Origin of the sequence: Ectobacillus panaciterrae DSM 19096 (assembly GCF_000430785.1) — a bacterium.
Classification (GTDB): domain Bacteria; phylum Bacillota; class Bacilli; order Bacillales; family Bacillaceae_G; genus Ectobacillus; species Ectobacillus panaciterrae.
This window is the reverse complement of sequence record NZ_AUMR01000005.1, coordinates 159,198-186,173: the sequence shown is the minus strand read 5'-3', so window position 1 is coordinate 186,173 and position 26,976 is coordinate 159,198. Positions and strand designations below refer to the sequence as shown.

General features: G+C 39.3%; 24 protein-coding genes and 2 pseudogenes. 18 read left to right on the top strand and 8 right to left on the bottom strand.

From position 1 onward, the window contains the following. A partial coding sequence (locus H540_RS0103605) for an alpha-isopropylmalate synthase regulatory domain-containing protein (RefSeq protein ID WP_028399457.1) occupies positions 1-980 on the top strand: 980 nt, incomplete at its 5' end. Positions 981-1,276: 296 nt separating this feature from the next. On the opposite strand, the gene H540_RS0103600 is transcribed toward H540_RS0103605, so the two are convergent. Further along, entirely contained in the window at positions 1,277-2,368 is a 1,092-nt protein-coding gene (locus H540_RS0103600) for a low temperature requirement protein A (protein ID WP_028399456.1), read from the bottom strand. A gap of 73 nt (positions 2,369-2,441) precedes the next feature. Here H540_RS0103600 and H540_RS0103595 point away from each other — a divergent pair, with 73 nt between their 5' ends. From H540_RS0103595 to H540_RS0103585, 3 genes are all read left to right on the top strand, one after another. Next, entirely contained in the window at positions 2,442-3,002 is a 561-nt protein-coding gene (locus tag H540_RS0103595) for an NADPH-dependent FMN reductase (protein ID WP_028399455.1), read from the top strand. A 205-nt stretch (positions 3,003-3,207) separates the two neighbouring features. Then, on the top strand, positions 3,208-3,843 hold the full coding sequence (ycaC, locus tag H540_RS0103590) for an isochorismate family cysteine hydrolase YcaC (protein WP_028399454.1): 636 nt from the start codon (positions 3,208-3,210) through the stop codon (positions 3,841-3,843). Between the two features lie 407 nt (positions 3,844-4,250). Then, on the top strand, positions 4,251-4,589 hold the full coding sequence (locus tag H540_RS0103585; RefSeq protein ID WP_028399453.1) for a hypothetical protein: 339 nt from the start codon (positions 4,251-4,253) through the stop codon (positions 4,587-4,589). A gap of 42 nt (positions 4,590-4,631) precedes the next feature. Here the strand turns inward: H540_RS0103585 and cobA are convergent, their stop codons facing one another. Next, the gene (gene cobA / locus H540_RS0103580; RefSeq protein ID WP_028399452.1) at positions 4,632-6,110 is read right to left on the bottom strand and encodes a uroporphyrinogen-III C-methyltransferase; all 1,479 of its coding nucleotides are present in this window, start codon (positions 6,108-6,110) and stop codon (positions 4,632-4,634) included. A 475-nt stretch (positions 6,111-6,585) separates the two neighbouring features. Between cobA and H540_RS0103575 the strand changes: the two genes are divergently transcribed. Next, positions 6,586-7,404: a uroporphyrinogen-III synthase gene (locus tag H540_RS0103575; protein WP_028399451.1), complete on the top strand. Its 819-nt coding sequence runs from the start codon at positions 6,586-6,588 to the stop codon at positions 7,402-7,404. 256 nt (positions 7,405-7,660) lie between these two features. On the opposite strand, the gene H540_RS0103570 is transcribed toward H540_RS0103575, so the two are convergent. The 4 genes from H540_RS0103570 to H540_RS0103555 form a co-directional block, all read right to left on the bottom strand. After that, complete coding sequence (locus H540_RS0103570; protein ID WP_028399450.1) at positions 7,661-7,861, bottom strand: hypothetical protein; 201 nt, start codon at positions 7,859-7,861, stop codon at positions 7,661-7,663. Positions 7,862-8,292: 431 nt separating this feature from the next. Beyond that, complete coding sequence (locus H540_RS0103565) at positions 8,293-9,129, bottom strand: ABC transporter permease (protein WP_028399449.1); 837 nt, start codon at positions 9,127-9,129, stop codon at positions 8,293-8,295. Then, complete coding sequence (locus tag H540_RS0103560; protein WP_028399448.1) at positions 9,122-10,327, bottom strand: quaternary amine ABC transporter ATP-binding protein; 1,206 nt, start codon at positions 10,325-10,327, stop codon at positions 9,122-9,124. Before H540_RS0103560 ends, H540_RS0103565 begins: the two co-directional genes overlap by 8 nt. A gap of 18 nt (positions 10,328-10,345) precedes the next feature. Next, positions 10,346-11,164, bottom strand: a complete 819-nt coding sequence (locus H540_RS0103555) for a glycine betaine ABC transporter substrate-binding protein (RefSeq protein ID WP_425388077.1) — start codon at positions 11,162-11,164, stop codon at positions 10,346-10,348. 424 nt (positions 11,165-11,588) lie between these two features. Between H540_RS0103555 and H540_RS0103550 the strand changes: the two genes are divergently transcribed. Beyond that, positions 11,589-12,830 carry a hypothetical protein gene (locus tag H540_RS0103550; protein WP_028399446.1) on the top strand — a complete coding sequence of 414 codons (1,242 nt, stop codon included), beginning with the start codon at positions 11,589-11,591 and terminating at the stop codon, positions 12,828-12,830. A gap of 348 nt (positions 12,831-13,178) precedes the next feature. On the opposite strand, the gene H540_RS32915 is transcribed toward H540_RS0103550, so the two are convergent. After that, complete coding sequence (locus H540_RS32915; protein ID WP_155890923.1) at positions 13,179-13,343, bottom strand: hypothetical protein; 165 nt, start codon at positions 13,341-13,343, stop codon at positions 13,179-13,181. Between the two features lie 146 nt (positions 13,344-13,489). Between H540_RS32915 and H540_RS0103540 the strand changes: the two genes are divergently transcribed. The 10 genes and pseudogenes from H540_RS0103540 to gnd all read left to right on the top strand — a co-directional run bounded on the left by H540_RS0103540 (position 13,490) and on the right by gnd (position 23,291). Beyond that, positions 13,490-14,302, top strand: coding sequence for a right-handed parallel beta-helix repeat-containing protein (locus H540_RS0103540; protein ID WP_081414991.1), 813 nt, complete (start codon positions 13,490-13,492; stop codon positions 14,300-14,302). Positions 14,303-14,837: 535 nt separating this feature from the next. Then, on the top strand, positions 14,838-15,044 hold the full coding sequence (locus H540_RS0103535) for a hypothetical protein (RefSeq protein ID WP_028399444.1): 207 nt from the start codon (positions 14,838-14,840) through the stop codon (positions 15,042-15,044). Between the two features lie 660 nt (positions 15,045-15,704). Beyond that, a complete protein-coding gene (locus H540_RS0103530) occupies positions 15,705-16,307 on the top strand; it encodes a DedA family protein (protein ID WP_028399443.1) in 603 nt (200 codons plus the stop codon). Between the two features lie 764 nt (positions 16,308-17,071). Next, complete coding sequence (locus H540_RS34380) at positions 17,072-17,365, top strand: YmaF family protein (protein WP_034670298.1); 294 nt, start codon at positions 17,072-17,074, stop codon at positions 17,363-17,365. Positions 17,366-17,781: 416 nt separating this feature from the next. Continuing rightward, entirely contained in the window at positions 17,782-18,837 is a 1,056-nt protein-coding gene (locus tag H540_RS0103520) for a lactonase family protein (RefSeq protein WP_425388071.1), read from the top strand. A 717-nt stretch (positions 18,838-19,554) separates the two neighbouring features. After that, positions 19,555-19,695, top strand: a complete 141-nt coding sequence (locus H540_RS0103515; protein WP_028399441.1) for a BA3454 family stress response protein — start codon at positions 19,555-19,557, stop codon at positions 19,693-19,695. Between the two features lie 625 nt (positions 19,696-20,320). Further along, positions 20,321-21,823, top strand: coding sequence for a glucose-6-phosphate dehydrogenase (zwf, locus tag H540_RS0103510; protein ID WP_028399440.1), 1,503 nt, complete (start codon positions 20,321-20,323; stop codon positions 21,821-21,823). A gap of 15 nt (positions 21,824-21,838) precedes the next feature. Continuing rightward, positions 21,839-22,090, top strand: a pseudogene (locus H540_RS35450) (hypothetical protein); the annotation flags it as partial. After that, positions 22,011-22,298, top strand: a pseudogene (locus H540_RS0103505) (transketolase-like TK C-terminal-containing protein); the annotation flags it as partial. The pseudogenes H540_RS35450 and H540_RS0103505, both read left to right, overlap by 80 nt. A 99-nt stretch (positions 22,299-22,397) precedes the next feature. Continuing rightward, positions 22,398-23,291: a phosphogluconate dehydrogenase (NAD(+)-dependent, decarboxylating) gene (gene gnd, locus H540_RS0103500; protein WP_028399438.1), complete on the top strand. Its 894-nt coding sequence runs from the start codon at positions 22,398-22,400 to the stop codon at positions 23,289-23,291. A 471-nt stretch (positions 23,292-23,762) separates the two neighbouring features. Here the strand turns inward: gnd and H540_RS0103495 are convergent, their stop codons facing one another. Then, positions 23,763-24,080: a winged helix-turn-helix transcriptional regulator gene (locus H540_RS0103495; RefSeq protein ID WP_028399437.1), complete on the bottom strand. Its 318-nt coding sequence runs from the start codon at positions 24,078-24,080 to the stop codon at positions 23,763-23,765. A gap of 448 nt (positions 24,081-24,528) precedes the next feature. Between H540_RS0103495 and H540_RS0103490 the strand changes: the two genes are divergently transcribed. Together H540_RS0103490 and H540_RS0103485 are read left to right on the top strand one after the other, a co-directional pair. Continuing rightward, positions 24,529-25,350: a YitT family protein gene (locus tag H540_RS0103490; RefSeq protein WP_028399436.1), complete on the top strand. Its 822-nt coding sequence runs from the start codon at positions 24,529-24,531 to the stop codon at positions 25,348-25,350. Positions 25,351-25,691: 341 nt separating this feature from the next. Continuing rightward, positions 25,692-26,963 carry a cation:dicarboxylate symporter family transporter gene (locus H540_RS0103485; protein WP_028399435.1) on the top strand — a complete coding sequence of 424 codons (1,272 nt, stop codon included), beginning with the start codon at positions 25,692-25,694 and terminating at the stop codon, positions 26,961-26,963. The last annotated feature ends 13 nt before the right edge of the window (positions 26,964-26,976 follow it).

The following is a 26,976-nucleotide window of genomic DNA, read 5'->3' as shown; positions in this document are numbered from 1 at the left end:
TGAATGATCAAGTACTTTTAAGTGTCCATTGCCATAATGATCTCGGTATGGCAACCGCTAATACATTATCTGCTATCAAAAATGGTGCGGATAAAGTGGAATGTACGATCAATGGGATTGGTGAACGTGCAGGTAATGCGGCATTAGAAGAAGTTGTAATGGCAATGAATACACGCTCAGCGGTCTATCAAGCGTACACCAATATTAATACCAAAGAAATTATGAATACATCTAGGTTAGTAAGTAGTTTTATGGGGCTTGATGTACAAGTAAATAAAGCGATTACAGGAGATAATGCCTTTGCTCATTCTTCAGGTATACACCAAGATGGTTTGTTGAAGTCAAGGGATGCCTACGAAATCATTAGTCCAATTGAAGTCGGTCTAGATGATATGGAACTTATTTTAACGGCTCGTTCTGGTCGTCATGCAGTGAAAAATGCGCTTGAAAAATTAGGTTTTAATCAGTTAACCGAAACACAATTTGAAGGGATATTTGAAGCCTTTCTTGAGTTAGCAGATGCAAAAAAAGAAATATATAATCATGATCTATATGTCATCGTTGAGAACTATTACACAAAACATGATATTCATAATCAAGATATAACGCACTATAGTGATAATTTCTATGAACTAATGGATCTACAAGTGATTAGTAATCCAATTTTCCCATCTGCAAGTGTGAAAATTAAAAAGGCTGATCAAATATTGAAAAGCAGTGCAGTTGGTTCTGGCCCCATTGATGCTTTGTATTCTGCTATTACAGAAATTAGTGATTTAGATATTGAATTGATTGAATACAATATTAGCAGTGTATCAAGAGGTAAAGAGGCATTAGGGAAAGTAAAGATTCAAGTGAAATATAGAGGGGAGAAATATACTGCCAAAGCAACAGACACGGATATAATGAAAGCAAGTGCATTAGCGTATATCAATGCTATAAACAGTATTGTGGCTGATAAGTTACTTCCTGTTGAATAGGGAGATACCTTGTGTTTTGATCAAACATTTTTATAAATATTAGTTTCAAATCTTAAAAAAAAGAAACCATCTTGATCTTTTTTCAAAATGGTTTCTTTTAATTTGCCGTAAAATGCAGGTTTATACGATATTTTTTATCAAACTTTTTTACAAAGCTACAATGAGCAGTCATTAGACATGCAAATATTGTGTCCTTGTATAGTAATGAAGCTTATTTTTATTGTTTTGGGATAACCAGTTTCTTAACTTGATGGCTATGCTTTCTTCAACCCCCATTATAAAATTTCCATATTTTATTAAGTGGTTGTGAATTTAGCATAGATGATAAAAAATAGGGTTAATTCTCCCATTATGACAATGTTTGGAACTACCATGATCAAATTAATAATAAAAAAGGCTGCTAAAATCCCTAAAAACAGCCCTAAATGATAAATTTTCAAACGGTGTTGTTCATACCTGTATTGATGAAAAACAATGGAAGTTGCAATGAAATAGAGCAATACAGAACTAAATACAAAATATAAGATAAATGAATAATGGATCTCATGTAAAAACATCAGTTTGATAGATGCTGCAATCATGCTCAACGACATTAGAATAAACAAATGTCCGTAAACAATAGTTTGTCCTGCTCGCTGAATCGACTTGTTTACCTTCTTTTCTACATTATCAAAATACTGCCACCACATTGAAATAATAAGAATAAATGAAATGATCGAAAATGAGATTGAATTCCAATCACCTTTTTGTGGCTGTAGCACAGAAAGGGTGCTGACGACCGATTCTCCAAAAAGGATTAATGTCAATAAAGCAAAACGTTCTAATAAATGAGCCGTATTGGTCGGCACTTTCACCAAATACTTGCGTCCGTAAACAGGCACAATAATATCGACAATAACTCCTGCATACAACACGGTGTATCGAATCCATGAATCAAAAAAGATAGAGAAAAATGAGATGATAACTCCAATCCAAAAACGTGTTCCTAAAAACAGAGCTACCTTTTTTCTATCCCCTTCTTCTAAACTCTGAACAACAAGATATTGGATCGCCGTTAGTGCTCTTAGTCCAATATAACCAATAAGAAAAGGGAGATAGTATTGATCAAAATCAACCGATAAGCTGGATATCATAATAAGAACAAACAACATTTGAAGAATCATAAAGATACGTTGATGCAAAAAATCTTGTCCAAACCGATTAATAAACATTGTTTGTCCAGTCCAAGACCACCATATTGGGATAAACATTAGGGCAAACTTTAATAAATATTCTGGCTGAATATACCCTTTTTCAACATAAAGTAAAACATGAGTAGCAGTTGCGACTGCTGCCACAAATAGCAAGTCATAAAAAAGTTCTAACCACGTCACTTTTTTCTCTTCCATTTTTAACAATCCTTCCCATAATTGATAGAATATAGTATCATAGAAGGTGATTTCAAACAAGGAGGGAATCTGTATGCCCAAAACCATTGGCCTTATTTGTGGAAGTTTACGAGAAAATTCGTATAACCGAATCATTGCTCAATCATTGACCGATATGAGTGATGCCGCTCAATTTCGCTGGATCGAAATAAACGATCTTCCTTTGTTTAACGAAGATTTAGAAATTGGCGGTGATCCAGAAACAGTAACATCATTTAAATCCGCTATTCAGGACGTTGACGGTATCATTATCGTAAGTCCAGAGTACAATTCTGGAATTCCGGGCGCGCTAAAAAATGCATTGGACTGGGCATCAAGACCCCCGAAGTCCTCCGTTCTTAGTAGAAAACCGGTTGGCTTAATCGGAGCAACTCCTGGGGGATTGGGGACCGCCTTTGCTCAAATGCAAATCAGACAAATACTAGAAGCCATGCAAGCTCATGTTCTTCCATTTCAAAAAGTGCTGATTTCGCAAGTACATGAAAAGATTGACCCCGATCGGAAAGTGCTTACTGACGAAAAAACAAAACGATATCTTCAGCGTTATTTACAACAATTTATTCATTGGATCGATCACACTCCTGTTCTAGATTAACCAAAGAATACCGAACATCATCAAGTAATTTTTTGTGATGATTTTTCATTTTTAAAAATACTGTTGACACTTTATAAGTTTATAGATAAACGAATGACAACAATAAGTTTACTCATAAATTGATTGTAACAAACGAAGGAGCTTAAGGTAAATTTGCCGATATATGAACTTTCTTCGATTACATTAATTAAAGGAGGACTATAAAATGTCTGATCTCTATTCTCGTCTTTCCCAAGATGATGCCGCCGTTCTTCTAGTGGATCATCAAACTGGCCTTATTTCCGGTCTAGTGCGTGACTATGGTGTTGATGAATTCAAGAACAATGTTTTGGCTCTTGCTAACACGGCTAAGTTTTTTGATTTACCAGTTATTTTAACAACAAGCTTTGAAAACGGACCCAACGGCCCACTAATGCAAGAATTGGTCGAGCTCTTTCCTGGTGCGCCAAAAATAGCTCGGCCTGGACAAATTAACGCATGGGACAATGAAGAATTTGTTAAAGCCATTGAAGCAACAGGTAAAAAACAACTAATTATCGCAGGAGTTGTTACTGATGTTTGTGTTGCGTTCCCGGCACTATCTGCTATAAACGCGGGGTATGAGGTGTTCGTTGTAACCGATGCATCAGGAACTTTTAGTAAACAAGTTGCAGATGCTGCCCTTATGCGTATGGCTCATGGAGGGGTCCAATTAATGAACTGGTTTAGCGTTGCAGCAGAATTACAACGTGACTGGCGAAATGACGTTGAAGGCTTTGGAGTCTTACTTGCTAAACATCTTCCTAGTTATCAAAATATCATCGGAAGCTATATGGGAGCTCAAAGAGATTTTAGCAAGTAAAATAACACTGATTATGCAAACACGAAACCCCTTCAGGTCACTGAAGGGGTTTTTTGTAGGATTCTAGATACATTAACTATCGATAATAAGATGTTATGTAAACCTCACATGTATAGAATATATAAATACTAGTAATATATCTCACAGAAATGCTTCAAAATTTCGGATATGATTGTATATGTGAGAGGGTGCATATAGGGTATAATGATTTCCTTACTAAAGGCTGTCCGCGTTAGCGGATCAGCCTTTTTTTCTTGTACTTAATGAGAAGCAGCGTTGCATAACATATTGTAGAATTTGGAGCAATGTATTATAATTTAAAGACTCATATAGAAAGCGCTTACATTGCGTGTGGAGAGATGCTTCTATGATGGTTTCATTAAATGTGTAAAAGGGGAGATTGAACCATGATTGAAGTTTCGCAAGCGTGGGTAAATGGAGAGATGACCTGGGAAAACACGCAAGATGATATTGCTGTTAACGTTCATTATATTTTTGGATTAGAACAAGACCTTGATTCAGACAGCTTGTATGCGATGCATGCCATCTATTACCCTAACAGTCAAAGATGGGATTATCGAATGGTGAATCGCTGGTTTCGAGACAAGCAAGAAGAACCGTGTCCATTTCTTCATATCTTTGTTGAGGAAATAGGAAAGCAATTAGAAATATGGTTTGATCATTCTATTGAAGCGAGAATCAAAAATATAGTAGAAAATAGAAAAACAAATAAACAAGTACTTTAACTAACTGCCTTCATAGCTTCCTCTCCAAATGGTAAACAAACGTTATAATCTAGTAGATATGAATGTTTTTTGTAGACATTCGATAAGCGCTTGCCTTGTCGGATTCTCAGGCATATCATCCGGATTTAAACCAAACGTTTCCGCAGCTGCCCAAGTTTTTTTTCCCATGCAAACAATTTTTAAATTCCGCAACATACGTTCTGCTGTTATCCCGTAAACAGGTGCTTGTTCCACGAAAGCTTGTACCGCAGCACTGCTAGGAAAAACAACCGTATCTAACGCTGCTTCGTCTAACATTCTTTGCAGGATAGGTATAAACTGTTCATCTATTTGTTTAAAACTTGTTATAAAGAGGTCATGTACTCCATACTGAGCAGTGTACTCGGTATTGTGCTTTTGAAGTTGATCGTCGCCTACAATCAGCAGCTTTTTGCAATCTGTCATTTTATCCGCCACATCAACCACAAATCCCCGTTTCTTTAGTTCTCGAGTAGATTTTGTCGAGCCGCCAAATAGCTTTGCTTTTACATTACGAATATCAATTTCTTGCTCCGCAAGAGTTGTGAAAAAATCTGTGACACTTTCCGGTGAAGTAAAGAGAATTTTCTCATACATATGAATATTTCTCATAACCGTCATATCCACTGGAGCGGAAACCTTTTTCCATTTTGGAAACTCAATTACATCTGCTCCCTGTTCGGTTAATTCTTTTGCTATTTCGCTTATTTCTGTACCAGTTCGTGCAAGGAGAATTTGACGTCCGAAGAGCGGCTTTTTTTCAAACCAATTCAGTTTTCCCCGTATCGATACAATATCTCCTATCAATGTAATGGCCGGATTTTCGAACTTTTCAAACTGCGCCTTTTGGACAATGGTCTCTAATGTTCCTTCCAGAATCTTTTGGCGTCCGAATGTGCCCCATTGAACAAGAATGACCGGAGTGCTTGAAGGCTTTCCATGCTTTATTAAGCTTTCGCATATGAAAGGAAGATTTGCAACCCCCATATAAAAGGAAATTGTATCGATTCCATTCACGAGTCCTTCCCAATCGATGGACGGCTTACCTTCCTTCGATTTATCATGTGCGGTAACGATAGCGAAAGATCCTCCGTACTCCCTATGTGTTACTGGGATTCCCGCATAAAGAGGGGCCGCAATACCTGACGTAATGCCAGGGACGATTTCAAAGGAAATATCATGTTCGGCAAGAGCCGCAGCTTCTTCTCCAACTCTCCCAAACACGCTGGGATCGCCGCCCTTCAATCGTACAACAATCTTTCCTTCTAATGCTTTCTCAACTAAAAGATCGTTGATTTTATCTTGTCTTAAAGCATGACAATGAGGCAATTTTCCGCAATAAATCAATTCGCAGTCAAGAGGTGCAAATTCCAACAGCTTTGGATTGGCGAGACGATCATATAAAATTACTTCTGCCAGCTTAATGGCCTCCAGCCCTCTTACAGTGATTAACCCTATATCACCGGGACCAGCTCCTACTAGAAATACTTTCCCTTTCTTCATTGGACAGTCACCCTTCCATATAGCTATTTTTTTAGGTAAAGTACATCTTTATTTTATTATGAACTTCCCCTTGTTTCACGCACTTGAAGCGGGAATTGGCTCGTTTGGATTATGATGAATACATGCAAATCATTTTAATTAAAGTTGACAATCTATGTTATAATTTATGACATAATTATAATTTATCTGATTTTTCGGGAGGTTTCAACCTTGTTTTTCTGCATAAATCATCTGAAAAAATCTATATAAACACAGAAAAGATAATGAAGCGTTACATTTCGTGATATCACATACAGGTTTGCCGGATTCTTTGCACCAAAACGATCTTCCTGCAACTTACTAAAAGGGGTCTTTCTGTAAATTTTATGCTTCTTTCATACGAGAACCTATCCATGTGGGCGAAAGTTATTTACAATGAATAAGTGAAACGATACATGATATACATTCAACCAAAAGACGAGGAGAGAAAAGAACTATGGGAAAAGGATTGGAAGGAAAAAGGATTGTGATTGCCGGTTCACGTAAAACCGACGAAATGAGTATGCTGATTGAGAAACAAGGAGGGACTCCTATCGTTCGTTCTCTTCAAGGAACAACATTTCTGGCGGATAAGCAGGTCGAGCCTGACTTACGAAGATTCGTTCAGGAGGGAGCAGATTGGGTTGTTTTCACGACGGGAATCGGGACGGAAACCCTTTTGGATTTAGCAGGGAAAATGGGTATTCAGGATCAGTTTTTGATGGCGATCCGCCAGGCCAAAGTGGCTGCAAGAGGCTACAAAACATACGCTGCCCTAAAGAAGATGGGAGTGAAACCGGTGGCTGTCGATGAGGACGGAACAACCCGGGGACTGGTTCGCTCCCTAGAAGCTTTCGACTTCTCCAATCAACGGGTAATCGTGCAGCTTCATGGTAAATCGGAACCAGCCTTCATCAAGTTTTTTGAAGACAAAGGAGCATCGGTATTACAGCTTCTTCCCTATCAGCATATTGCTCCTGAATCGGAGGTAGCCGAAAGCTTATGTCAAGAACTGATCCATAATCAGTTGGATGCCGTATGCTTCACGACAGCTGTTCAGGTTCGATACCTGTTTGAGTTCGCCCGGGAACACGGGTACCTTGATGGCGTTCTGAACGCTTTCAAGCACGAGGTGTTGGCTGTTTCTGTTGGAAAAGTCACTACTGATGCTTTAAGAGAAGAGGGAATCGAGAGAGTGATAGCTCCGGAAATTGAACGAATGGGAGCTATGATAGTAGAACTGTCCCGCTACTATGAAGATCATCTTCAGGACTGAACATGACTAGAGACTGTTCCGCTTATGGAACAGTCCCTTATTGTGCTGATTGTAAAAATTTGATTGCACATAACAGTCTTGTTGAGACAGAAAAAACATGAACAAATGTTGGTTTTTTGAACTAGCGTGACAAGTATCAAAGCATGATAGTTATACCATAGGTAATAAGATAACCAATCATATCATAATGAGCCATCCCTTGTACAAAGCCTATATTATATATAAATAAGCTCCTTATAAATTAAAGATACATAAGTTATATAGAATCTTTATAAAGGAGTTGAAAATCTAATGTACCCTCACCATTATATGCCTTGGCAGCAATGGCATCACCATCATCCCCATAGCACTTGGCAACACTGGCATCATACAATGTGGCCGCATTATATGAGTTGGCAACAATGGCATCATCTGCATCCGCATAGTACTTGGAGTCAATGGCATCAACAGTTCCCAATACCTTACCATGGTTAAAAATAAAAACTATAAAACAAGAGCAATCCCCTCAAAGGATTGCTCTTGTTTTATTATAAAAATTTTTTCTTTGGGGGTCCTGCCCATACCCATCGAGCTAATATTTTGAAGTGCCTCTAAAACGAAAAATTTTATCTCTCTACAGTTACTTATGAGAATTCAGCTTATTTTTTCGTTTTGGGGAACAACCAATTTCTTAATTTGATGGCGATGGGGCTCACCTGCATTTTAACGAAAATATATGCTAAGCAAATTTCGAAATAAAACGAGCTGGCTTTTGTACTGTTGGAACGTCCTAACGAACATTTATTCATGACGCGAACGAAATTTGCGAAACGAGCCTTTTGGCTAAGAATCAGCAAAATGTAACAAAGCCAATAAAAAGCACCCGATCCCAAGGTCAGGTGCTTTTCCTTATGCCTCTTTTCTACGCAAATTCTGTGTAATCCGGTCCAAAATAATCGCGATAATAACAATCGCTAAACCTGCTTCAAATCCCATACCGACGTTAACCTGCGTTACGGAACGATATACATCTACCCCGAGACCAGGCGCACCGACAAGTGATGCTGTAACAACCATGGAAAGGGAAAGCATGATGCTTTGGTTCACACCGGCCATAATCGTGCCGGTCGCGAGCGGCAGCTGTACTTTGAACAGCTTTTGTGACGGCGTTGAACCGAATGCGTCCGTTGCTTCAATCAAGTCTTCAGGCACTTGGCGAATCCCTAAATTCGTAAAACGAATCGTCGGCGGCATCGCGAAGATAACGGATGCGATGATGCCGGGCACTACGCCGATCCCGAAGAATGTAATTGCCGGAATCAAGTATACGAATGCAGGCATAGTCTGCATGAAGTCTAAAATCGGTGTGATAATTTTTTTGAATGTTTGATTTTGGGCCGCCAGTATGCCGAGCGGAACTCCGATGATAACGGAGATAAGCACCGATGTTAAAATCAGTGATAGTGTACTCATTGTTGCTTCCCAATATTCGATATTCCAAATGAACAACAGGCCGATCAGCGAGAAAAGCAGCAAGGATACTTTGCGGCTCGTGTACCAAACTAAGCCGCAAATGATTAGGATGAGTACAATCGGCGGAATGACCGTTAAGACGTTTGTTAATATGTCAACGAATCCGCCGACTACTGCTGAAAAGCCCTTGAAGAAGGATTGGAAGTGTTGGTAGAGTGAATTGACAAGTGCATCTACCCATTTGCCAAGTGGAATACGCGGAATGTTATTCATGGTTCTTCACCTCGTTTACTTTGTTGCCTGCGAGCGCTTCGATGACGCTCTCGCGTTTGATGATGCCTCGCAATCGGCTGTTTTCGTCCACGACCGGAAGCGGGAAGTTGGTTGTGGCCATTTTCGCGTACATTTCATCCAGTACCGTTTCTAATGTGACGGTCGGGATATCGGTAATGAGCGCATCAGAAAGCAAGCGATTGTCACGGATGGCTTCTGATACGGCATCCGCTGTTGCAACACCGAGAAATTCTTTTTGTTTATTAACTACATATATGCCGGATACGCCTGCGTCCTTCATGAGCTTCAATGCGACGCGCGGTCCGCGGTCAACAAGAATGCCTTCCGGTCGCTTCATGATGGATTCAGCTGTAATGACTTTTCCTAAATTTACGTCTTCTACGAAGCGTTCGACGAAGTCGTTCGCCGGGTTTGTCATGATTTCTTCCGGCGTGCCGATCTGCATGATCGCACCGTCCTTCATGAGGGCGATGCGGTCGCCGATGCGCAGCGCTTCATCGAGGTCATGGGTGATAAAAATGATGGTTTTTTGCATTTTTTCCTGCAGGTCTAACAGCTCATCCTGCATATCTTTGCGGATTAATGGATCAAGCGCACTGAAGGATTCGTCCATCAAAAGAACATCCGGGTCGCTTGCAAGGGCGCGGGCGATGCCGACACGCTGCTGCATACCGCCGCTCAGTTCGCTCGGATAGCTGTTTTCGTAGCCGTTCAGTCCGACGAGCTGCAGGGATTCCATCGCTTTTACTTCTCGTTCCGCTTTGCCGGCGCCTTGAATTTCTAGACCGTATGCGACATTTTGCAGAACGGTGCGATGCGGGAATAATGCGAAGCGCTGAAAGACCATGCTGATTTTCCGGCGTCGAATTTCGTTCAGTTTGTCTTTGTTCACAGTCGCGATATCTTCACCGTCTACGTATATATGACCTGCAGTAGGCGGAATCAGGCGGTTGAACATCCGAACTAACGTTGATTTACCGCTCCCGGAAAGTCCCATGATGACGAAAATTTCGCCGGAATACACTTCAAAATTGGCATTATTCACTCCGACAGTCATGCCTGTTTCTTTTAAAATATCTGCCTTTGTTTTTCCTTTTTTCAATAGCTCCACAGCTTTAGAAGGCTGTTTGCCGAACGTTTTGTATATATTTTTCACACGAATTTTTGGTTGTTCCATATGATCTCCCCCGTTCTGTTATTGTTTGAACCAGCTGTTCACAAGACCGCGGTTTTCTGTAATCCATTTTTTCGCGCCGTTTTCCGGATCCTTTGTTTTGTTGATTTCCGACATGAGCGTGCCAAGCTGCTCATCGGTCATATCCCAGTTGTCCAGCCATTTTTTCAGCTCGGGATGATCCTTTGTGAAGCCTTTGCGCGTGATATACATAATGTCGTCTTTATCGCCATATACTTTCTTCGGATCTTTCAAATACTTTAAATCGTAATCAGAGAAAGCCCAGTGCGGGTTCCATAATGTTACGGCGATCGGTTTTTTCGCTTGGTACGCTTTTTTCAATTCACTCATCATCGCCGCTTCTGAGGATTGCACCAAATCTAATTGAAGGCCGTATTTTTTTACGGCCTTATCGGATAGCTGCATTAAGCTGCTGCCCGGCTCGATGCCGACGATGCGATTATCCAGCTCATCTTTATGCTTGTTCAAGTCTTCAATCGTGTTAACGTCTTTCATATAAGAAGGAACGACAAGACCGAGCCCGGTTCCTTTGTACCAAGTGTCATGTGTTTCAATGTCATTTTTATATTCCTTATACAGCCATTTATCTGTTTGCGGCAGCCATACTTCGAGATTGATGTCCAAGTCGCCGCGGGCTGTGCCTGTCCAGATCGCCGCTTTTTCTAAATAGACAAGCTCCACTTTATATCCTTTTTCCTCTAACAGCGGCTTCCACATGTTTGCGACGGCGATGTTTTCATTCCAGTTCGTCACGCCGATTTTGATTTTCTTTTGGTCTAAGCTGCCGCACGAAGCGAGCATCAGGCTCATAAGAAGCATGCAGCAAAGCAAGCTGATTTTTTTCTTCATATGTTTGACCCTCCTTGTCCTTGCCTAGAAATACATAGAATTTTATGGGGAAAACATCTCCTATGTTTTGAATAGAAATCACGCGAAGTGTGCATGAAAGGTGAATGACTTTTGTTGAAAACAGTTTTATAAGCATAACCGTTAACATCATTATAAGAGGATAATGATTTCAAATTGTCTTCTTTAACCAAAGGTTCGCACGATTGAAAGGTTCTCTTCTTACTTGTAATGTCATATTCACGCTGTAATGCTGATGTAAGGTTGGTAATAAAAAATACATAATTTTACAATAGCTTATGGAAAGCCGCTTTATGGGCATAAACAGGAAGTTAAAATATGTAAGGCGAATTATGAAGGATAGATGCTGAAAATATAAAATAGGGAGTGGGATTGGGTGAATCATTTTACCGCTGTAACAAGTGAAAAGATTGTAAGCCTCATCTCTGATGCAAGCTTCCAAGTCGTTTATATCGCCCCGGCCATGGATATACAAATTGCGCAGGCAATCGCTGCATTTGTCAAAAGAACAAGCAGGAATCGCGTTATGGTTACGCTTGACTGCAGCCCTGATGTGTATAGGGAAGGGTACGGAGAAATCGCTGCGCTGGAGATTTTGGATGAATGTCATGTTCAAGTGAAGGATGTTCGCGGATTGCGGATGGGCCTTTTCATTGCGGACGGCCAAGGCTGGATATATGCACCTATTTCCAAGGAGCAAGGCTCTGTGAATGAAAAGAAAAATGCGGTGACGGGGAGTATAGAGCATCCTCTGTTTCAAGAGTATGTCCATGCTTTGTCTGGAGCGCAGCTGGACCTGTTCAATGTGTCTGAGGAAGAGCTTTCCGACCCGGCCGTTAGAAAGGGAATCGTCAGCAGAAGCAATACGCTGGACGATACGAAAATCAACAAACTAAAAGAAGAGCTTATGAGACAGCCCGCCCCCGACTTCAGCTTGCAAAAAAAGCTCTCCCAGTACAGGAGCCTCATTCAATTCGTGGAAATTACCTTTACCGGAGGACGGTTGGAGAAGACGACGATTAAAATTCCGAGCCATCTGTTAAATATCGCGAAGGAAAAAGGGTTTGAAGAGAAGGTAAAAGCTTCATATCAGCTGTTCGATAAGAGCTTTTCGGTTCATACGAAGCCGATGGCCGAGAAGGTGGAGCGATTGCGTGGGAAATATACGCATACGATTCCAAAGTACGGGAATGTCATATTGATGCGGGAGAAGGAACGATTTCTCCAAGAGTTCGGTCATATTAAAGAAGAAATAGAAGCGTACACAGTGCATCTGCAAAAGGAAGTCGCCAAGCAAATCGAAAATACGAAGCGGGAGCTGATCAATAATTTCACCCCGATTTTGATGATGAATCCGCCGGGGGAGCTGTTGAACAATGCTGCGGCACCGCTTGAGGAGGAAGCGGTAAGAGGGTATATCGATTTGCTGCTGAGCGATGAAATCCCGCATGCGGAGGAGGTGCTGAAGCGCATCGAGCTTCACAGCACCTTCAAGGATATAACGGAAGAAACGCTTAAGGACGAGCAATTTTATCGTCAGCTGGAGAAAGCGTTTAAAGACCAGAATGTTCTTTGGCCTCATCAACAGCTGCATCAGGAAGAAATGTCGTTTATGTAAATGGGCGGGCTGCGGCAAGTATTTTAGATACGATATTCATTTCCATTGTGAACTACCACGAACCTAAAGGTATCGTAGTTTTACGCCCGCAAATATAAAGATAAACAAAAAGGCATCTCATCCATGCTGATGAGATGCCTTTTGCTATGCAAGCTATATACAACTGAATAAAAAAACGTCTTTTTACAGTGGGGTGAGAGCATCCGGCGACGTGCGGAAGCGGTCAAACCCTTGTAGTGGTCCATGCAAGGGTAAACCATAGATAGGAAGAAAGCGCCAATGCCTCTGTACACAGCACATTGAAATGTCGAAATCATAAATCATTCATATATAGATGAGTAAGCTTTGCTAAGCCTCAGAGCCTGGGGTAATATCAGAGGCAGAGGATAGTATACTTGATGTGTAGGAATACATACCGCCGATGAACACAAGGGTAAATACGATGCTAATGATCGTTAAAGTAATGTTTCCATTAGAGTCGGAATCGCCGTGGTCAAACTTTTTTTCATTCATATATCTCTTCCTTTCCTGCTATTTAGATTATCTTACTGCAGTGTATGTGCAACTGGAGTCATGAGCGAATGGATGTGAGGAACGGGCTTATTCTTTTCCCGATATACTTCAGTTCATCGGTGTTCTCGCGTTTTATATACAAGTGAATAAAAAACCGTCTTTTTATAGGGGGAGAGATTAAAAGACGTGCAGAAGCGGCAGTTTCAGAGAATACATGTACGAATAACGAAACAGGTATCCTTGTCGAAGTACGTGCAAATATTGTGCTGCTAAACAACAAAGTCAATGACAATACGCACGGTATACGGGCGTGTGGCGACAGCGCCATTTCCTGTACGAAAAATACGATAGAACAAAATCGCGAAATCGGTATGCATGTAACCGATAACGTGAGAGCAGAGCTGTTTGAGGGAAATTCCTTTTACGATAATACAAATGGTTTATATATAGAAGGAACAGCACGCGGAACAATGGAAAACAATCACTTCCAAAGCAATAAAGAAAATGGAGCAGGCATTTTCGGAAACACGAAAATATGGTTCGTCAATAACACTTGCAGCCAGCATTCTCATGCAGGCGTAATATGCGGAGGTGCTGCGTACCTTGTGATGATGAATAATTCAATAGAAGAAAACGGAATCGGCGTGCAATTAAAAGAGGAAGCAACGGCGGAAGTAAAGCATAATATATTCGCAAGAAATACGAGCTATGGCATGAAAATATCCGATTCTGTTACAGGTACTGTTACTTCCAACCAATATCACGAAAATGGATCATCCGCATTTTGGGTGGACACAGCCAAAAAAATAGAATTTGCGGACAATAAGCAGATAGAAAAAGGCTTAACGAGGCTGAAGCCGCAATATTGGTATTGTAAAATGAAGATGAAAAGATCCAATCAGAAGGCGAAAAAGCTGAAGCGGAGCAGTATCCGTGCAAATGAAAGAGTTTTAGAATAGGAAGGTAGGAAACGCCTCCGTATACCGGAGGGTTTTTCATTTTTCTTAATAAAATACGGAAGTGTGAAATTCTGGGAGTATGCCCAGCTGCGCTTTTCGTGATGTTTAGCTCCGCCGGCTAGAACGATGGCTAAAATACTTACATCAGAAAAACTCATGCATATATGAGTGAATGATAAATTCGACATGTCCATGTGCTATGTGTAACCAAAAGGGAGTATGGTATGCTTCTTCTCTCTGGTTTACTCTTGCATGAACCGCTGCAAAGGTTTGACCGCTTCTGCACGTCGCCGGATGATCTCTCCCCACTATAAAAGACGGTTTTTTTATTCACTTGTATATAGAGTAAATTCCAATATCTATCACACTAAAAACGAACATAAGTTCTTATTGGTGTATTCTTCATATTAAAATGTCTTAATTTTGTGTTTTCGTCTTATCACCGCTGACTCCTGCTTTGAATAGTATAGGACAAGCCGATGTGTATTTTGATTTTGACAACATTCGGCTCACACAAGAGAAGAGGTGATATAGTATGAAATTTACGAAAGAGAACATTATTAAGCGTTTGCGTAACTGGAAGACTTGGGTTGCGCTTTTTGCACTGGCCGGCATAATCCTGAAAACTTTTGGATATGCAGGATTCCAGGGAGAACTGGGACAATGGCAGGAGCTTGTGTACACATTGGGGGTATTGCTTGGCGTTTGGTCAGACCATGATAGCAATGGGGCAGACACCTAATGATTTAGAGAGATGATTTTCTTCCAGTCAATCAGTACACGAGACCGATAACATCTGGCAGTCCGTAAGTATCCATTGTACAGGAAATACAGGAGCATTCATCGCAAATCACCGCCCTCCTTTGGCGGCGGTTTTTTTATATAGTAAGAAAGTATAAAATTCCGCGCCAATGCTTTCCGTTCCGTTCTTCTGTTTGTGACTGTTCACAGGATACAGCCAACAAAAGAACAAACCTATATGCTTAGTAAAAAGACACAGGGAGGGCGTCTGGAAGGCTTTGACCGCTTCTGCACGTCTTTTGATCTCTCCCCGCTATAAAAAGACGGCTTTTTTATTCACGTGCATATAAATGGAATTTTTCATTCGGTTCAGTTGTGTTCATTCAATCGTTTTGAGCTGTATCTTCTCAGCAATGGGAATGGGGCAGCTGCTTTTGCATATAGCCAAAACATAAATTCGAAAATAGGATCTATTATTGCAGCAAATAAAGCATGTAAAGCAATATGCTGATTTTCAAGAGTGTCTGTTTTTTTGCTTCCAAACCATAGGTACAAGAATAAAGCTACTACGATATATGGCACACTATTTGTAATGAAAATCATGGTTTTATCGAGCCATACAGCTGTGATGAGTCTGCATACAAATTAGAGGTGATAACAAATGGAGCATTATCTCGCTCATTTTATTAGTCATTACGGATACATAGGAATTATTATTGCGATGGTAGGGGGAATCATTGGTTTACCAGTACCGGATGAAACGCTGCTTACCTTTGTGGGCTATAACGTGCATAAGGGAGAAATGTCGTATATAGGATCGCTGGTAAGCGGGTATATCGGTGCCAGTGTTGGGATTTCTGTCAGTTATCTGTTAGGAGTCCTGCTGGGAATTCCGTTTTTACAAAAATATGGTCCGAAGATTCATATTACGGAAAAGAAAATCAATTATACACGTCGACTCTTCAACAAATTTGGCCCATTTTTACTTTTTATCGGTTATTTTATACCGGGTGTTAGACATGTCACAGCTTATTTAGCCGGCGTAACTCGTATGCCTTTTCTGAAGTTTATTTTATATTCATGGTCAGGAGCCCTCATATGGGTCTTTACTTTTATAACGCTTGGGAGAAAACTTGGACAAGAGTGGCACCTGGTGCACAAATATGTAGGTCATTACAGCAGATATGCCATTTTGTTATGTCTGACGATATTCATTATCCTTCTGTTTTATATGAAATTTAGAAAGAAAAGAATAGAGACTTAATACACATAGGGCACTTATACGTAAGGGTGCCCTATGTGTATTCATGTTTAGGGGGAAAATTCATTTAAATACTTAAAAGGCAAGAACGCGGTGACTAAAATGGCTTAGAATTGTCTTACGCCTATATATGAGTGAATGATAAATTCGACATGTCCATGTGCCATGTGCAACGAAAAGTATGATATGCTTCTGGTTTCCCCTTGCATGAACCAAAGGTTTGACCGCTTCTGCACATCGCCGGATGCTCTCTCCCCACTATAAAAAGGTGTTTTTTTATTCATTTGTGTATATATATGAATGATTTATGATTTCGACATTTCAATGTGCTGGGTACAGCAAAACGGCATTGGCGCTTTCTTTCTATCTATGGTTTACCCTTGCATGGACCACTACAAGGGGTTGACCGCTTCCGCACGTCGCCGGATGATCTCTCCCCACTAAAAAAGACGGTTTTTTTATTCACTTGTATATAGTTATAGAAGGTTGATGCACTTCTCTAAATTGAGCGAGGGATTTTCTTAGCATATATCCTTATCGGCTCTAATAATAATGTATTATATTCTTGCATAAAAGGAGGTATCGTCTTTATGAGTAGAGAACCATCAAGCAGAGAGAGACAACGAAGAGAAGATAAATCTAATACAAAAACTGAGGCAGAAAAATCAACACAAGCAGTTCCTGCCCAAGCATATGCAGGAGAACCAACACAAACAGTTCCTGCTAAAGCATATGCAGGAGACTCAACAGAGACAGTTCAGACACATGTGCATGAATTTGTAGCTAGTACTAAATTGGCAGAAGAAGGAGACGATAGGCATAATCATCGTTTTGCTGGAGTTACAAGTGAAGTGATCCCGAAAGGAAGTAGTCATGTACATGTAATACTGGTTAATACCGACTTTTTTAATCATCATCATGAGGTCGCAATAGAAACAGGTCCCGCAATTCATGTTGGTAATGGCAAACATGTACACTTTGTCAAAGGAACTACTACATTAGACGACGGGCATGTCCATGAGTTAGAATTCGCCACTTTAATTCAAAAACCCCTTATATGAATTTATAAAAACAGCTTTTCTAAATAAGATAAGCTGTTTTTTTATTCACTTGTATACATATATTTGCGTAGCGTAGTTGTGAACCTTCAATATGCAGGGTATAGGAGAATTACAAGGGCACGAGAATCCCCTGTCTTTTATGTCATAATGGACAAGCTCAACTTAGATTATGTATAAACATCATCCCGTCAAACACAGTCGGCTCAACAATTAAAATAAAATCAATCTTTGCGAAAAGAGCCTATTTTTTATAGATTTATGAACCTCCCCCACTTACTCACTTCCGCTCCTTGAAGTGGAGGTATTCTCGCCTAATTTATGATAAAAAGATAAAAGTCGGTATAATTGAAAAGATTATTTACAGCTAACTTTAGGATATAATGAAATGGAGAAAATTTTTTTGAGAGGAGCATACAATGATGGCGAATAACAGCATTGGGTATGTTGGAACTTATACGAAAGGCGACAGCAAAGGGATTTATACCTTTACGCTAGATACAGAAACAGCAAAAATCATGAATGTAAAGGCAGTTGCTAATCTGGACAATCCTACATACTTGACCATTAGTCAAGATAATCGATATCTCTATTCTGTCATAAAAGAAGGAGAATCAGGCGGTGTAGCTGTCTATTCAATTAACGGTCAGACCGGAGAGCTTGAACCACTAAACACCCAAGTATTAGAAGGAGCATCCCCTTGTCATGTTAGTATTGACAGTGAAAATCGCACGGTAGTTACAGCGAATTACCATAAAGGGACAATTGAGTCATATGCAGTAAAGGAAGATGGAACTGTAAGCCCTGCATCATCCATTATTGAACATAACGGTTCGGGCCCAAATAAAGAAAGACAAGAAAAACCGCACGCGCATTACGCAGGGTTTACGCCTGATGAAAAGTATGTGGCGGCTGTTGATTTAGGAATCGACCAATTGATTACATATGAAGTAAACAATGGGACACTACAAGAAGTTAACAGCTTGTCTGTCAAGCCAGGAAGCGGCCCAAGGCATCTTGTGTTTCATCCAAATGGAAAGTTCGCCTATATGATGACTGAGCTTAGTTCGGAAGTCATCGTTCTAACATACAATGCTGAAGATGGCAGCTTTACAGAGTTACAATATATTTCTAGCATTCCAGAAGAATTTAACGGAAACAATCAAGGCAGCGCGATTCATATCTCTTCTGATGGCCGTTTTGTGTACGCAGCAAATCGAGGGCATGACAGCATTGCTGTTTTTAGTGTGAATCAAGATTCCGGTGAGCTTACCTTTGTCGAACATACAGCTACAGAAGGGAGCTGGCCACGGGATTTTGTATTAGACCCTACCGAAAAATTCCTTGTTGCTTCAAATCAGAATTCCAGCAATCTTGTGTTATTTTTAAGAAATGCGTCTACAGGAAAGCTAACGCTTTTACAGTCTGATGTTCCTGTACCTGATCCAGTATGCGTTAAGTTTTTGAATGTTTAAGTTATATTTTCTATTTATAGTTTTGTAAAATTCTATCATTACAAAAAAGCAGGATGAGCACTTACTATGCTCGTCCTGTTTTTTTGTGCAAAAATAACACAGAAATAATTAAACTAGCCCGTTTTTACTAATAATATTCAAGGAGCGCTCTACCTTAGGGCATAGGTTCATTTTTGAATCCATCTGCTCACACCCCTTATAATAAAGTGATTAATAAAATGCTTAATGTACTTATAATAACCAAGATGGATGGATTTAGATCCTTTAAAAAGATAATTGATTTTTTATTTGTATTTTAAAATATAACAAAACAACTAGGTGATAATAAAGGTTTGAATAATAATTTTATAATTTACTCATATTTTTCTTAATGATAAATTTTTTGATGGTCATTATTGTTATTTAAAGTAACCTATATGATTTAAAGTTACCTTGGTTTTAAAAATCTTTGGTGTATATGTATCTTTTTGGAGATTGTTCCAAAACTTATGAGTACAAAAAAGGTATGAACAGGAACTCTAGCTAACAGTTCCTGTTGTTTATATTTTGTTTATATTTATTTTTCATGAAATAGCATATAAGCAGCTGTTGTGATTTTTTAACTGGATGGTATATCCTTCTTCAATGAAATCCATCTGGTTTCATCATTATATGCTAATCGAAAATCTAGTTTGGGTTAGCGGAAAAATTTTTATTTATAGAAAGGAATGAGAACTGATGATGGAAATAACAGTTACAGTCAACTACCAAGGAAAGAGCTACCAAACGAACGTTATTGTCGATAGAGGGGCCACGAAAGAAGAAATCTTATATTTGGCTCAAGAACAAGTTAGAAAACAGTGGACACTACGAAAATAAACCACATTCTCACTAATATGGTTCATTTTCCCCATACTGATTGATTCACTATGATTTCACTGCTTTTTTAACAATAAAGTTTATTAATTTAGATTTTTCAGATAGACATAATAACACAATATTTCGTCAGTTATTATAAAAGGTATATGTATTTTTAGTAACTCAAATAACAATTTTTGGTTTTTTGGAAAGATAATGAAGTTTTATATTCTAATGTTAAAAACGTAATATATGTTTATTTATAAAGGTTTATATCGTGTTCGCAATTTGTACGAATATTACTTGACGTAGAATAGTTTCAGAGTTATTATGGTTACGGAATGTAACCTACTACAATAAAAATCACCTAATTTTTAGGTTTTGATTTTGGTTTAGCCCTTTAGGGGGAATACCGCAAAGTTTAGACGTTCACACAAATGGTTCAGTCGGTGCTGGCTCCATGTCTTGTTCCTGCTATCCATACTCAGTTAGTTTTTATCAGATGGTATGGAAGAAATTGTTAAAATTTATAAATGGATTTGTTTTTTCTTTTCAGTGAGCTTTATCTTGCGATCAACCAACATCCCTACAACTAGGTAAAAATATTTATTGAAAAAATGTTTTCAATAAAAAGGAGGAATAAAAAATGGAATCGATGACCTTTGTCTTATTTGGAGCGACGGGGGATTTAGCTAAGAGAAAGATTTATCCTGCTCTATACAATCTATTTGTGGATCAAAAAATGCCTCAATCGATTTCCATCATTGGTTTAGGTAGAAGGGAAATGTCCAATGCTGAGTTTCAAGCTCATGTGGAACAATCGGTAACAACTTTTTCCAGACGTTTGGTACATGATCGTTTCAAAATGGAAGAGTTTCTCGATGCCTTTCGTTATAGTGCATTAGATGTAACAAATATCGAAGACTACCGGAAGTTGCTGAATCTTGTAGAGCGGCGTGAAGAAGAATTGCATATTCCGGAAAATCGAATGTTTTATCTATCCGTTGCACCAGAGTTTTTTGATATCATTGCTTTAAATATCAAGGAGAGTGGATTGGGCTCTGCACAGGGCTGGAAACGCCTGATTATTGAAAAACCATTTGGGCATGATTTGAAATCTGCTCGCGATTTAAACGCCAAACTAAGCAAAGCCTTTGAAGAAGATGAAATTTATCGTATCGATCATTATCTTGGAAAACCAATGGTTCAAAATTTGGAAGCTTTAGAATTTGCGAATCCTGTTCTTCAAGCTTTATGGAACAATCAGTACATTGCCAATGTACAAATTACAGCTAGTGAAACGGTTGGATTAGAGGGAAGAGCTGGATATTATGACCAGGCAGGCGCCATTCGTGATATGGTTCAAAACCATATGTTGCAAATGTTGATGATGACAGCTATGCATCTGCCGAAACGGATCAGCGCCAAAGATATCCGTGAGGGAAAGAGAAAAGTGATGGAATCGCTTCGGCCGTTAAAAAAAGAAGATGTAGGCCTACACGTTATTCGCGGTCAATATAGTTCAGGGGAGATTCATGGTCAGCCGGTTGTTGGATATACAGACGAGCCTGGAATTGAAGCTTCTTCCCAAAATGATACCTTTGTAGCTGCTCGGCTGTGGATCGATAGCCCATTTTGGAGCGGAGTACCCTTCTATATTCGTACAGGAAAAAGAATGAAGGGAAAATCTACTCGGATCGTAATTGAATTCAAAGATTCATTAAAAGATTTATATATGAACAAAAATGAAAAAGTAGCCCCAAATCTATTGATAATGGAAATCAATCCGAATGAAAATATTTCCTTACAGCTAAATAGTAAAAACCCATTGAATAATGGAAAAATGGAGCCTGTGAGGGTAAACTTTTCAGCGGAACAAAAAGGTGTGCCTGAAGCCTATGAACGATTGATTTTTGATGCTTTTCGCGGTGATTCCACGTTCTTTGCTCATTGGAAAGAAGTTGAATTGTCTTGGGAGTGGGTGCAATCTATTCTAGAAGCTTTTGAAGAGAACCTATTGCCTTTATGCTCTTATCAGGCGGGTTCATACGGACCTGAGGCAGCACATCGATTATTGCAAGAAGATGGATTTAAGTGGTGGTTGGATCAAGAATCTTCAGAAGCCTTGGAATTAGCTCTGCAAGTCTAGCTCAAAACAACAAAACAAGTGTATGCTTGGAATTACGAAGAGGATTTCTTCGTACCAGAAGAAGTAAAAGCACATTTTGAAGAGCTCAAACAAAGAGGTAGTGAAACAGAACAGCAATGGAATGAGTTGTTCAATTCTTATAAAGAAGCTTATCCTGCATTAGCAAATGAACTCGAAAAGGCCATAATTAGAAAAAGAAAATGTATCTGTACGTGTTGTTGCTATGCCGAGTTGGGAATTGTTCGACCGTCAATCGAAAGAATATAAAGAGTCGGTTCTTCCTGCTTCTGTTACGAAACGTGTATCCCTTGAAATGGGTATCTCTCTTGGGTGGGAACGTTTTGTAGGGCCGGAAGGAAAAGTATTGTCCATTGAAACATTTGGGGCTTCAGGACCTGGAAATGAAGTGATGGAATGGTTTGGATTTACGACAGAAAATGTCGTTCGAATTACTAAAGATTTATTAAATTCCTAAATTAAAGTGATGCGCAATAAAAAATAAACAAATAGGAAATACACTATTTTATCAATAATAGATCTTCTTTTATGAAGATACTTTTAGGAGGCAGTTAACATGAAAGTTGGATTAATCGGTTTAGGGAAAATGGGATTAAACTTAGGTCAAAACTTAATTGACAACAAGCACGAAGTAGTGGCGTTCGATTTAAATACAAATGCGGTTGAAGAAATGAGAAAATACGGGGCTGAAGGTACATCTAGCTTAGGGGAACTCGTGCAATCATTAGAAACACCAAGAATTCTTTGGATTATGGTTCCGCACGCTGTTGTAGATTCGGTTATTAGTGAGATCACGCCATTTTTAACAAAAGGAGATATCGTGATTGAAGCTGGTAATTCACATTATAAAGAATCGATTCGCCGTTACAACGAGCTAAAAGAAGTTGGGGTGCACTTTATGGATGCCGGTACATCCGGCGGGATGGAAGGCGCTCGTAACGGAGCTTGTTACATGATTGGTGGAGATCCGGAAGCGTGGAACATTGTGGAACCTATTTTCCGCGATACTGCTGTTGAAAACGGGTACTTATATGCAGGGCAAGCAGGAAGCGGTCACTTCTTGAAAATGGTTCATAACGGAATTGAATACGGCATGATGGCTGCTATAGGTGAAGGATTCGAAGTATTAGAGAAAAGTGAGTTTGACTACGACTATGAAAAAGTAGCAAGAGTATGGAATCACGGTTCCGTCATTCGCTCATGGCTCATGGAATTAACAGAAAACGCATTTTCTAAAGATGCAAAACTGGATGAAATCAAAGGGGTTATGCATTCTTCCGGTGAAGGAAAATGGACAATTGAAACAGCTTTGGATCTTCAAGCCGCGACGCCTGTTATCGCAATGTCCTTATTGATGCGCTATCGTTCACTAGAGAACGATACGTTCACAGGGAAAGTTGTGGCAGCTCTTCGCAACGAGTTTGGCGGACATGCTGTGGAAAAGAAATAAGAAAAATAAAATAAAAAGGTGTCATTTTAGTAAGTAGCGGGGAGTTTTATTAACATATAGAAATGAAAAGAAGCTAATCATCTATACATAGGTGATTAGCTTCTTGTTCTCTTTAAATGGATTTTTTCACTACCCTGATAAGGGGATTCTTTTTTCATATAATGAATTAACTTTTGAAAGTGCTTTCAAGTATTAATAGATGCTAAGGCAAATAATAGCAATAATCATTACCTAATAGGTTGATCAAAACTATCTTCGAAGAGAGACTCCTTAAAGGCTAACTATTGCTTTTTTGTATCTTTTGTGACTATACGGAGGAAAAATATGAAAAAGAAGCGAGAGTAGTTATGCTAATACTGATCAAGCAAAAGGAACGCTAAGAAAACTTGACCTGGTCCCTCTGAATAAATATCTCCGCGCGCTTGAATGTGTAATGCTTTTTATCTGTTAATAGACCAACTGACCCTTCCTTTATACCTTCATCCAACTTTCAGCCCATTGACTGATTGGACTAAGAATTTTCCCTAATTCTGTCCCTTTTTTTGTCAATAAGTACTCCGTTCGTATAGGGCGTTCAGTTATGACATGACGCACAACTATTCCTTGCTCCTCCAGTTCTTTCATTCTCTCTGTGAGCATGCGCTTACTTAAATCTGGAATCGTCGTATGAATTTCGCTAAAACGTTTGGGCCCGCTCATTAATACATAGATAATTAAACCTGTCCACCTTTTACTGATTAGATCAAAGCTTTTTTCTATCTTAGGGCATAGGCCCCGCTGTTCCCCCATCTCATAACATCTCCTTATAGCCAATTTAAAATAAAGAATTACTTGTATATTTATTGTAACCTAACAATTTATATCTAATAAAGGGGATGGCTTCTTTATTTATAATGAAGATTATACCAAACATAATGAATGTTAACAAATATTTGTATGCGATTTCATAAAAAAAGACAAATTTTGTCGAAGAACTGTAACAAAGGAGGTATTTTGGTTACATAAAATTACTATGTTACAAAAAGTTAAAGATGAGAAAGGGAGGTTCAAACGAACGGTGTGCAAGTACTATATACTCGTTTGAAATTTTTACAGCACATAGCAGAGGAGCTATTCTTGCTCTGTTTCATTAAAGCTTGTGCATCTTTAGAATTCTGGATTTCAATCAGCTCAGATCTTGTTAAGATGAATTTGCCGGCTAATGATGGGGATATTAAAGAAAAAAGGGGTGAAGAAAATGTTTCGAGTTGGGATTCAACTATTAATAATTTTTCTTTCTTCTATTTTATTATGCGTTGCTTATAATATCTTTCTTATACCTAATCAAATTCTTAGCGGCGGAGTCACTGGAATCGCAATGATTTTAGGACACGTTTTCCCTTTAAATACAGGAACCATGATTTTTCTTTTAAATTTGCCTATTTTCATCCTGGGCTATTTTAAACTTGGGAAAAAATTTATCTTCTATAGTATTTTTTCGGTTGCTATAACAACTATTTTTATGCAATATATCCCAGTTTATAGTATAACATCCAATCTTCTTCTTGCTTCGGTATTCGGAGGAGTTTTGGGTGGAACTGCTGTCGGATTGATATTTCGATCTTCAGGATCAACAGGAGGATTTGATATTATTTCATTGATTATTAGAAAAAAACGCGATATTCCAGTAGGAGCATTGGGTTTTCTTTTAAATGGAGCTGTTATTACAATTTCCGGCTTTATTTTTGGATGGGAAAAAGCGTTATATACTATTATATTCATTTATGCTACCGGACGGCTAATTGACTTAGTTCATACTAGCCAATTAAAACTAACTCTCACTATAATTTCATCAAAAGCTGATAACATTAAGCAAGAACTGCTTCCTCATCTTAAGCGCGGGATGACTATTTGGGAAGCGAAAGGGGCTTTTACACAGGAAAAAAAGGGAGTTATCATGATGGTAATTACTCGCTACGAGTTATCGGATGTAAAAGAATTTATTCGTAAGATTGATCCGAACGCATTCATAAATATTACACAAACAGTCGAGGTGGTGGGCGTTTTTCGGAGAGAGTAATGAGCTATATACAAGTGAATAAAAAAAACGTCTTTTGATAGTGGGGAGAGAGCATCCGATTAAGCGTAGAAGCGGTCAAACCCTTTTCGTGGCCCATGCAGGGAGAGAGAGAGGGAACGAGTGCAGTTTCCTTTTTGTTCTACGTGGCAAACGATAGATATGTCGGAATAATAAAGTGGACTTATATAAGTTGAGAGGGCCTTCCTTAAAAAACTTAAAAAACTTTTAAAACTTATTTTTCGCGGATTTTGTAGATTTTTGTAGATTTTTGTAATTTTGATTGTACACTTGGTTAAGTAATTTGAAAATACAGATTGAAAGCGTTAACAAGGAGGATATAAATGAAAAAATTTGGATTAGCTACGCAAATTTTTGTTGCACTTGTATTAGGTATTATTGTTGGAGCTGTTTTTTATGGAAACAAAACAGCCATTGCTTACATTACGCCAATTGGCGATATTTTCATTCATGCAATTAAAATGATTGTTATGCCGATTGTAATAGGTGCACTGATTGTTGCGGTAGCGGGTGTAGGAGACATGAAGAAGCTAGGGAAGCTCGGCGGCAAAACGATTCTTTATTTTGAAATCGTTACCACAATTGCGCTCGCGATTGGTTTATTGGCCGCAAACGTGTTTCATCCCGGCTCTGGCGTGGATATGAGCCATCTGCAAAAAGGAGATATCTCAGCGTATCAGCAAACAGCAAATGCCACGCAACAGCAAGGCTTTGCGGAAACGATCGTTCATATCGTTCCGAAAAACATATTTGAATCCATGGCGCAGGGCGATTTATTGCCGATCATTTTCTTTACTGTTCTATTCGGTCTAGGCGTTGCGGCAATCGGAGACAAAGGGAAGCCGGTGCTTCATTTCTTTGAAGGTGTGCTAGAAGCGATGTTTTGGGTAACGAATCAAGTGATGAAGCTCGCGCCGTTCGGAGTATTCGCGCTAATTGCGGTGACAGTTGCCAAGTTCGGAGTGAGCACGTTGCTTCCGCTTGGAAAGCTTGTGTTGGCTGTGTATGCAACTGTAATATTCTTTGCTGTTGTGGTTTTGGGCATAAATGCGAAATTGACAGGAACGAATATTTTCACGCTTATTAAAATTTTAAAGGAAGAGCTCATTCTTTCTTTTACAACAGCGAGTTCTGAAGCAGTACTCCCAAACATTATGAAAAAGATGGAGCAATTCGGGTGTCCGAAGGCGGTCGTTTCTTTCGTTATTCCGACGGGCTACACATTTAACCTGACGGGCTCGGCGATTTATCAATCACTTGCTTCGCTGTTTATTGCGCAAATGTACAACGTACACATGTCGTTGACAGAGCAAGTCACATTGCTGTTTGTACTTATGCTGACTTCAAAAGGTATGGCTGGAGTTCCGGGTGCATCGTTCGTTGTTGTGCTGGCGACTCTCGGCTCTATGGGACTGCCGTTAGAGGGAATTGCTTTGATTGCCGGCATCGACCGCATTTTGGATATGATCCGCTCCGCCGTGAACGTATTAGGAAACGCATTGGCAGCCGTTTCAATGGCGAAATGGGAGGGCGAATTTGATAAAGAAAAAGCGCGACGTTACGTGGATTCCGTTAAAGAATCAAATGTTGCGTAAGAAATAGGAGGAG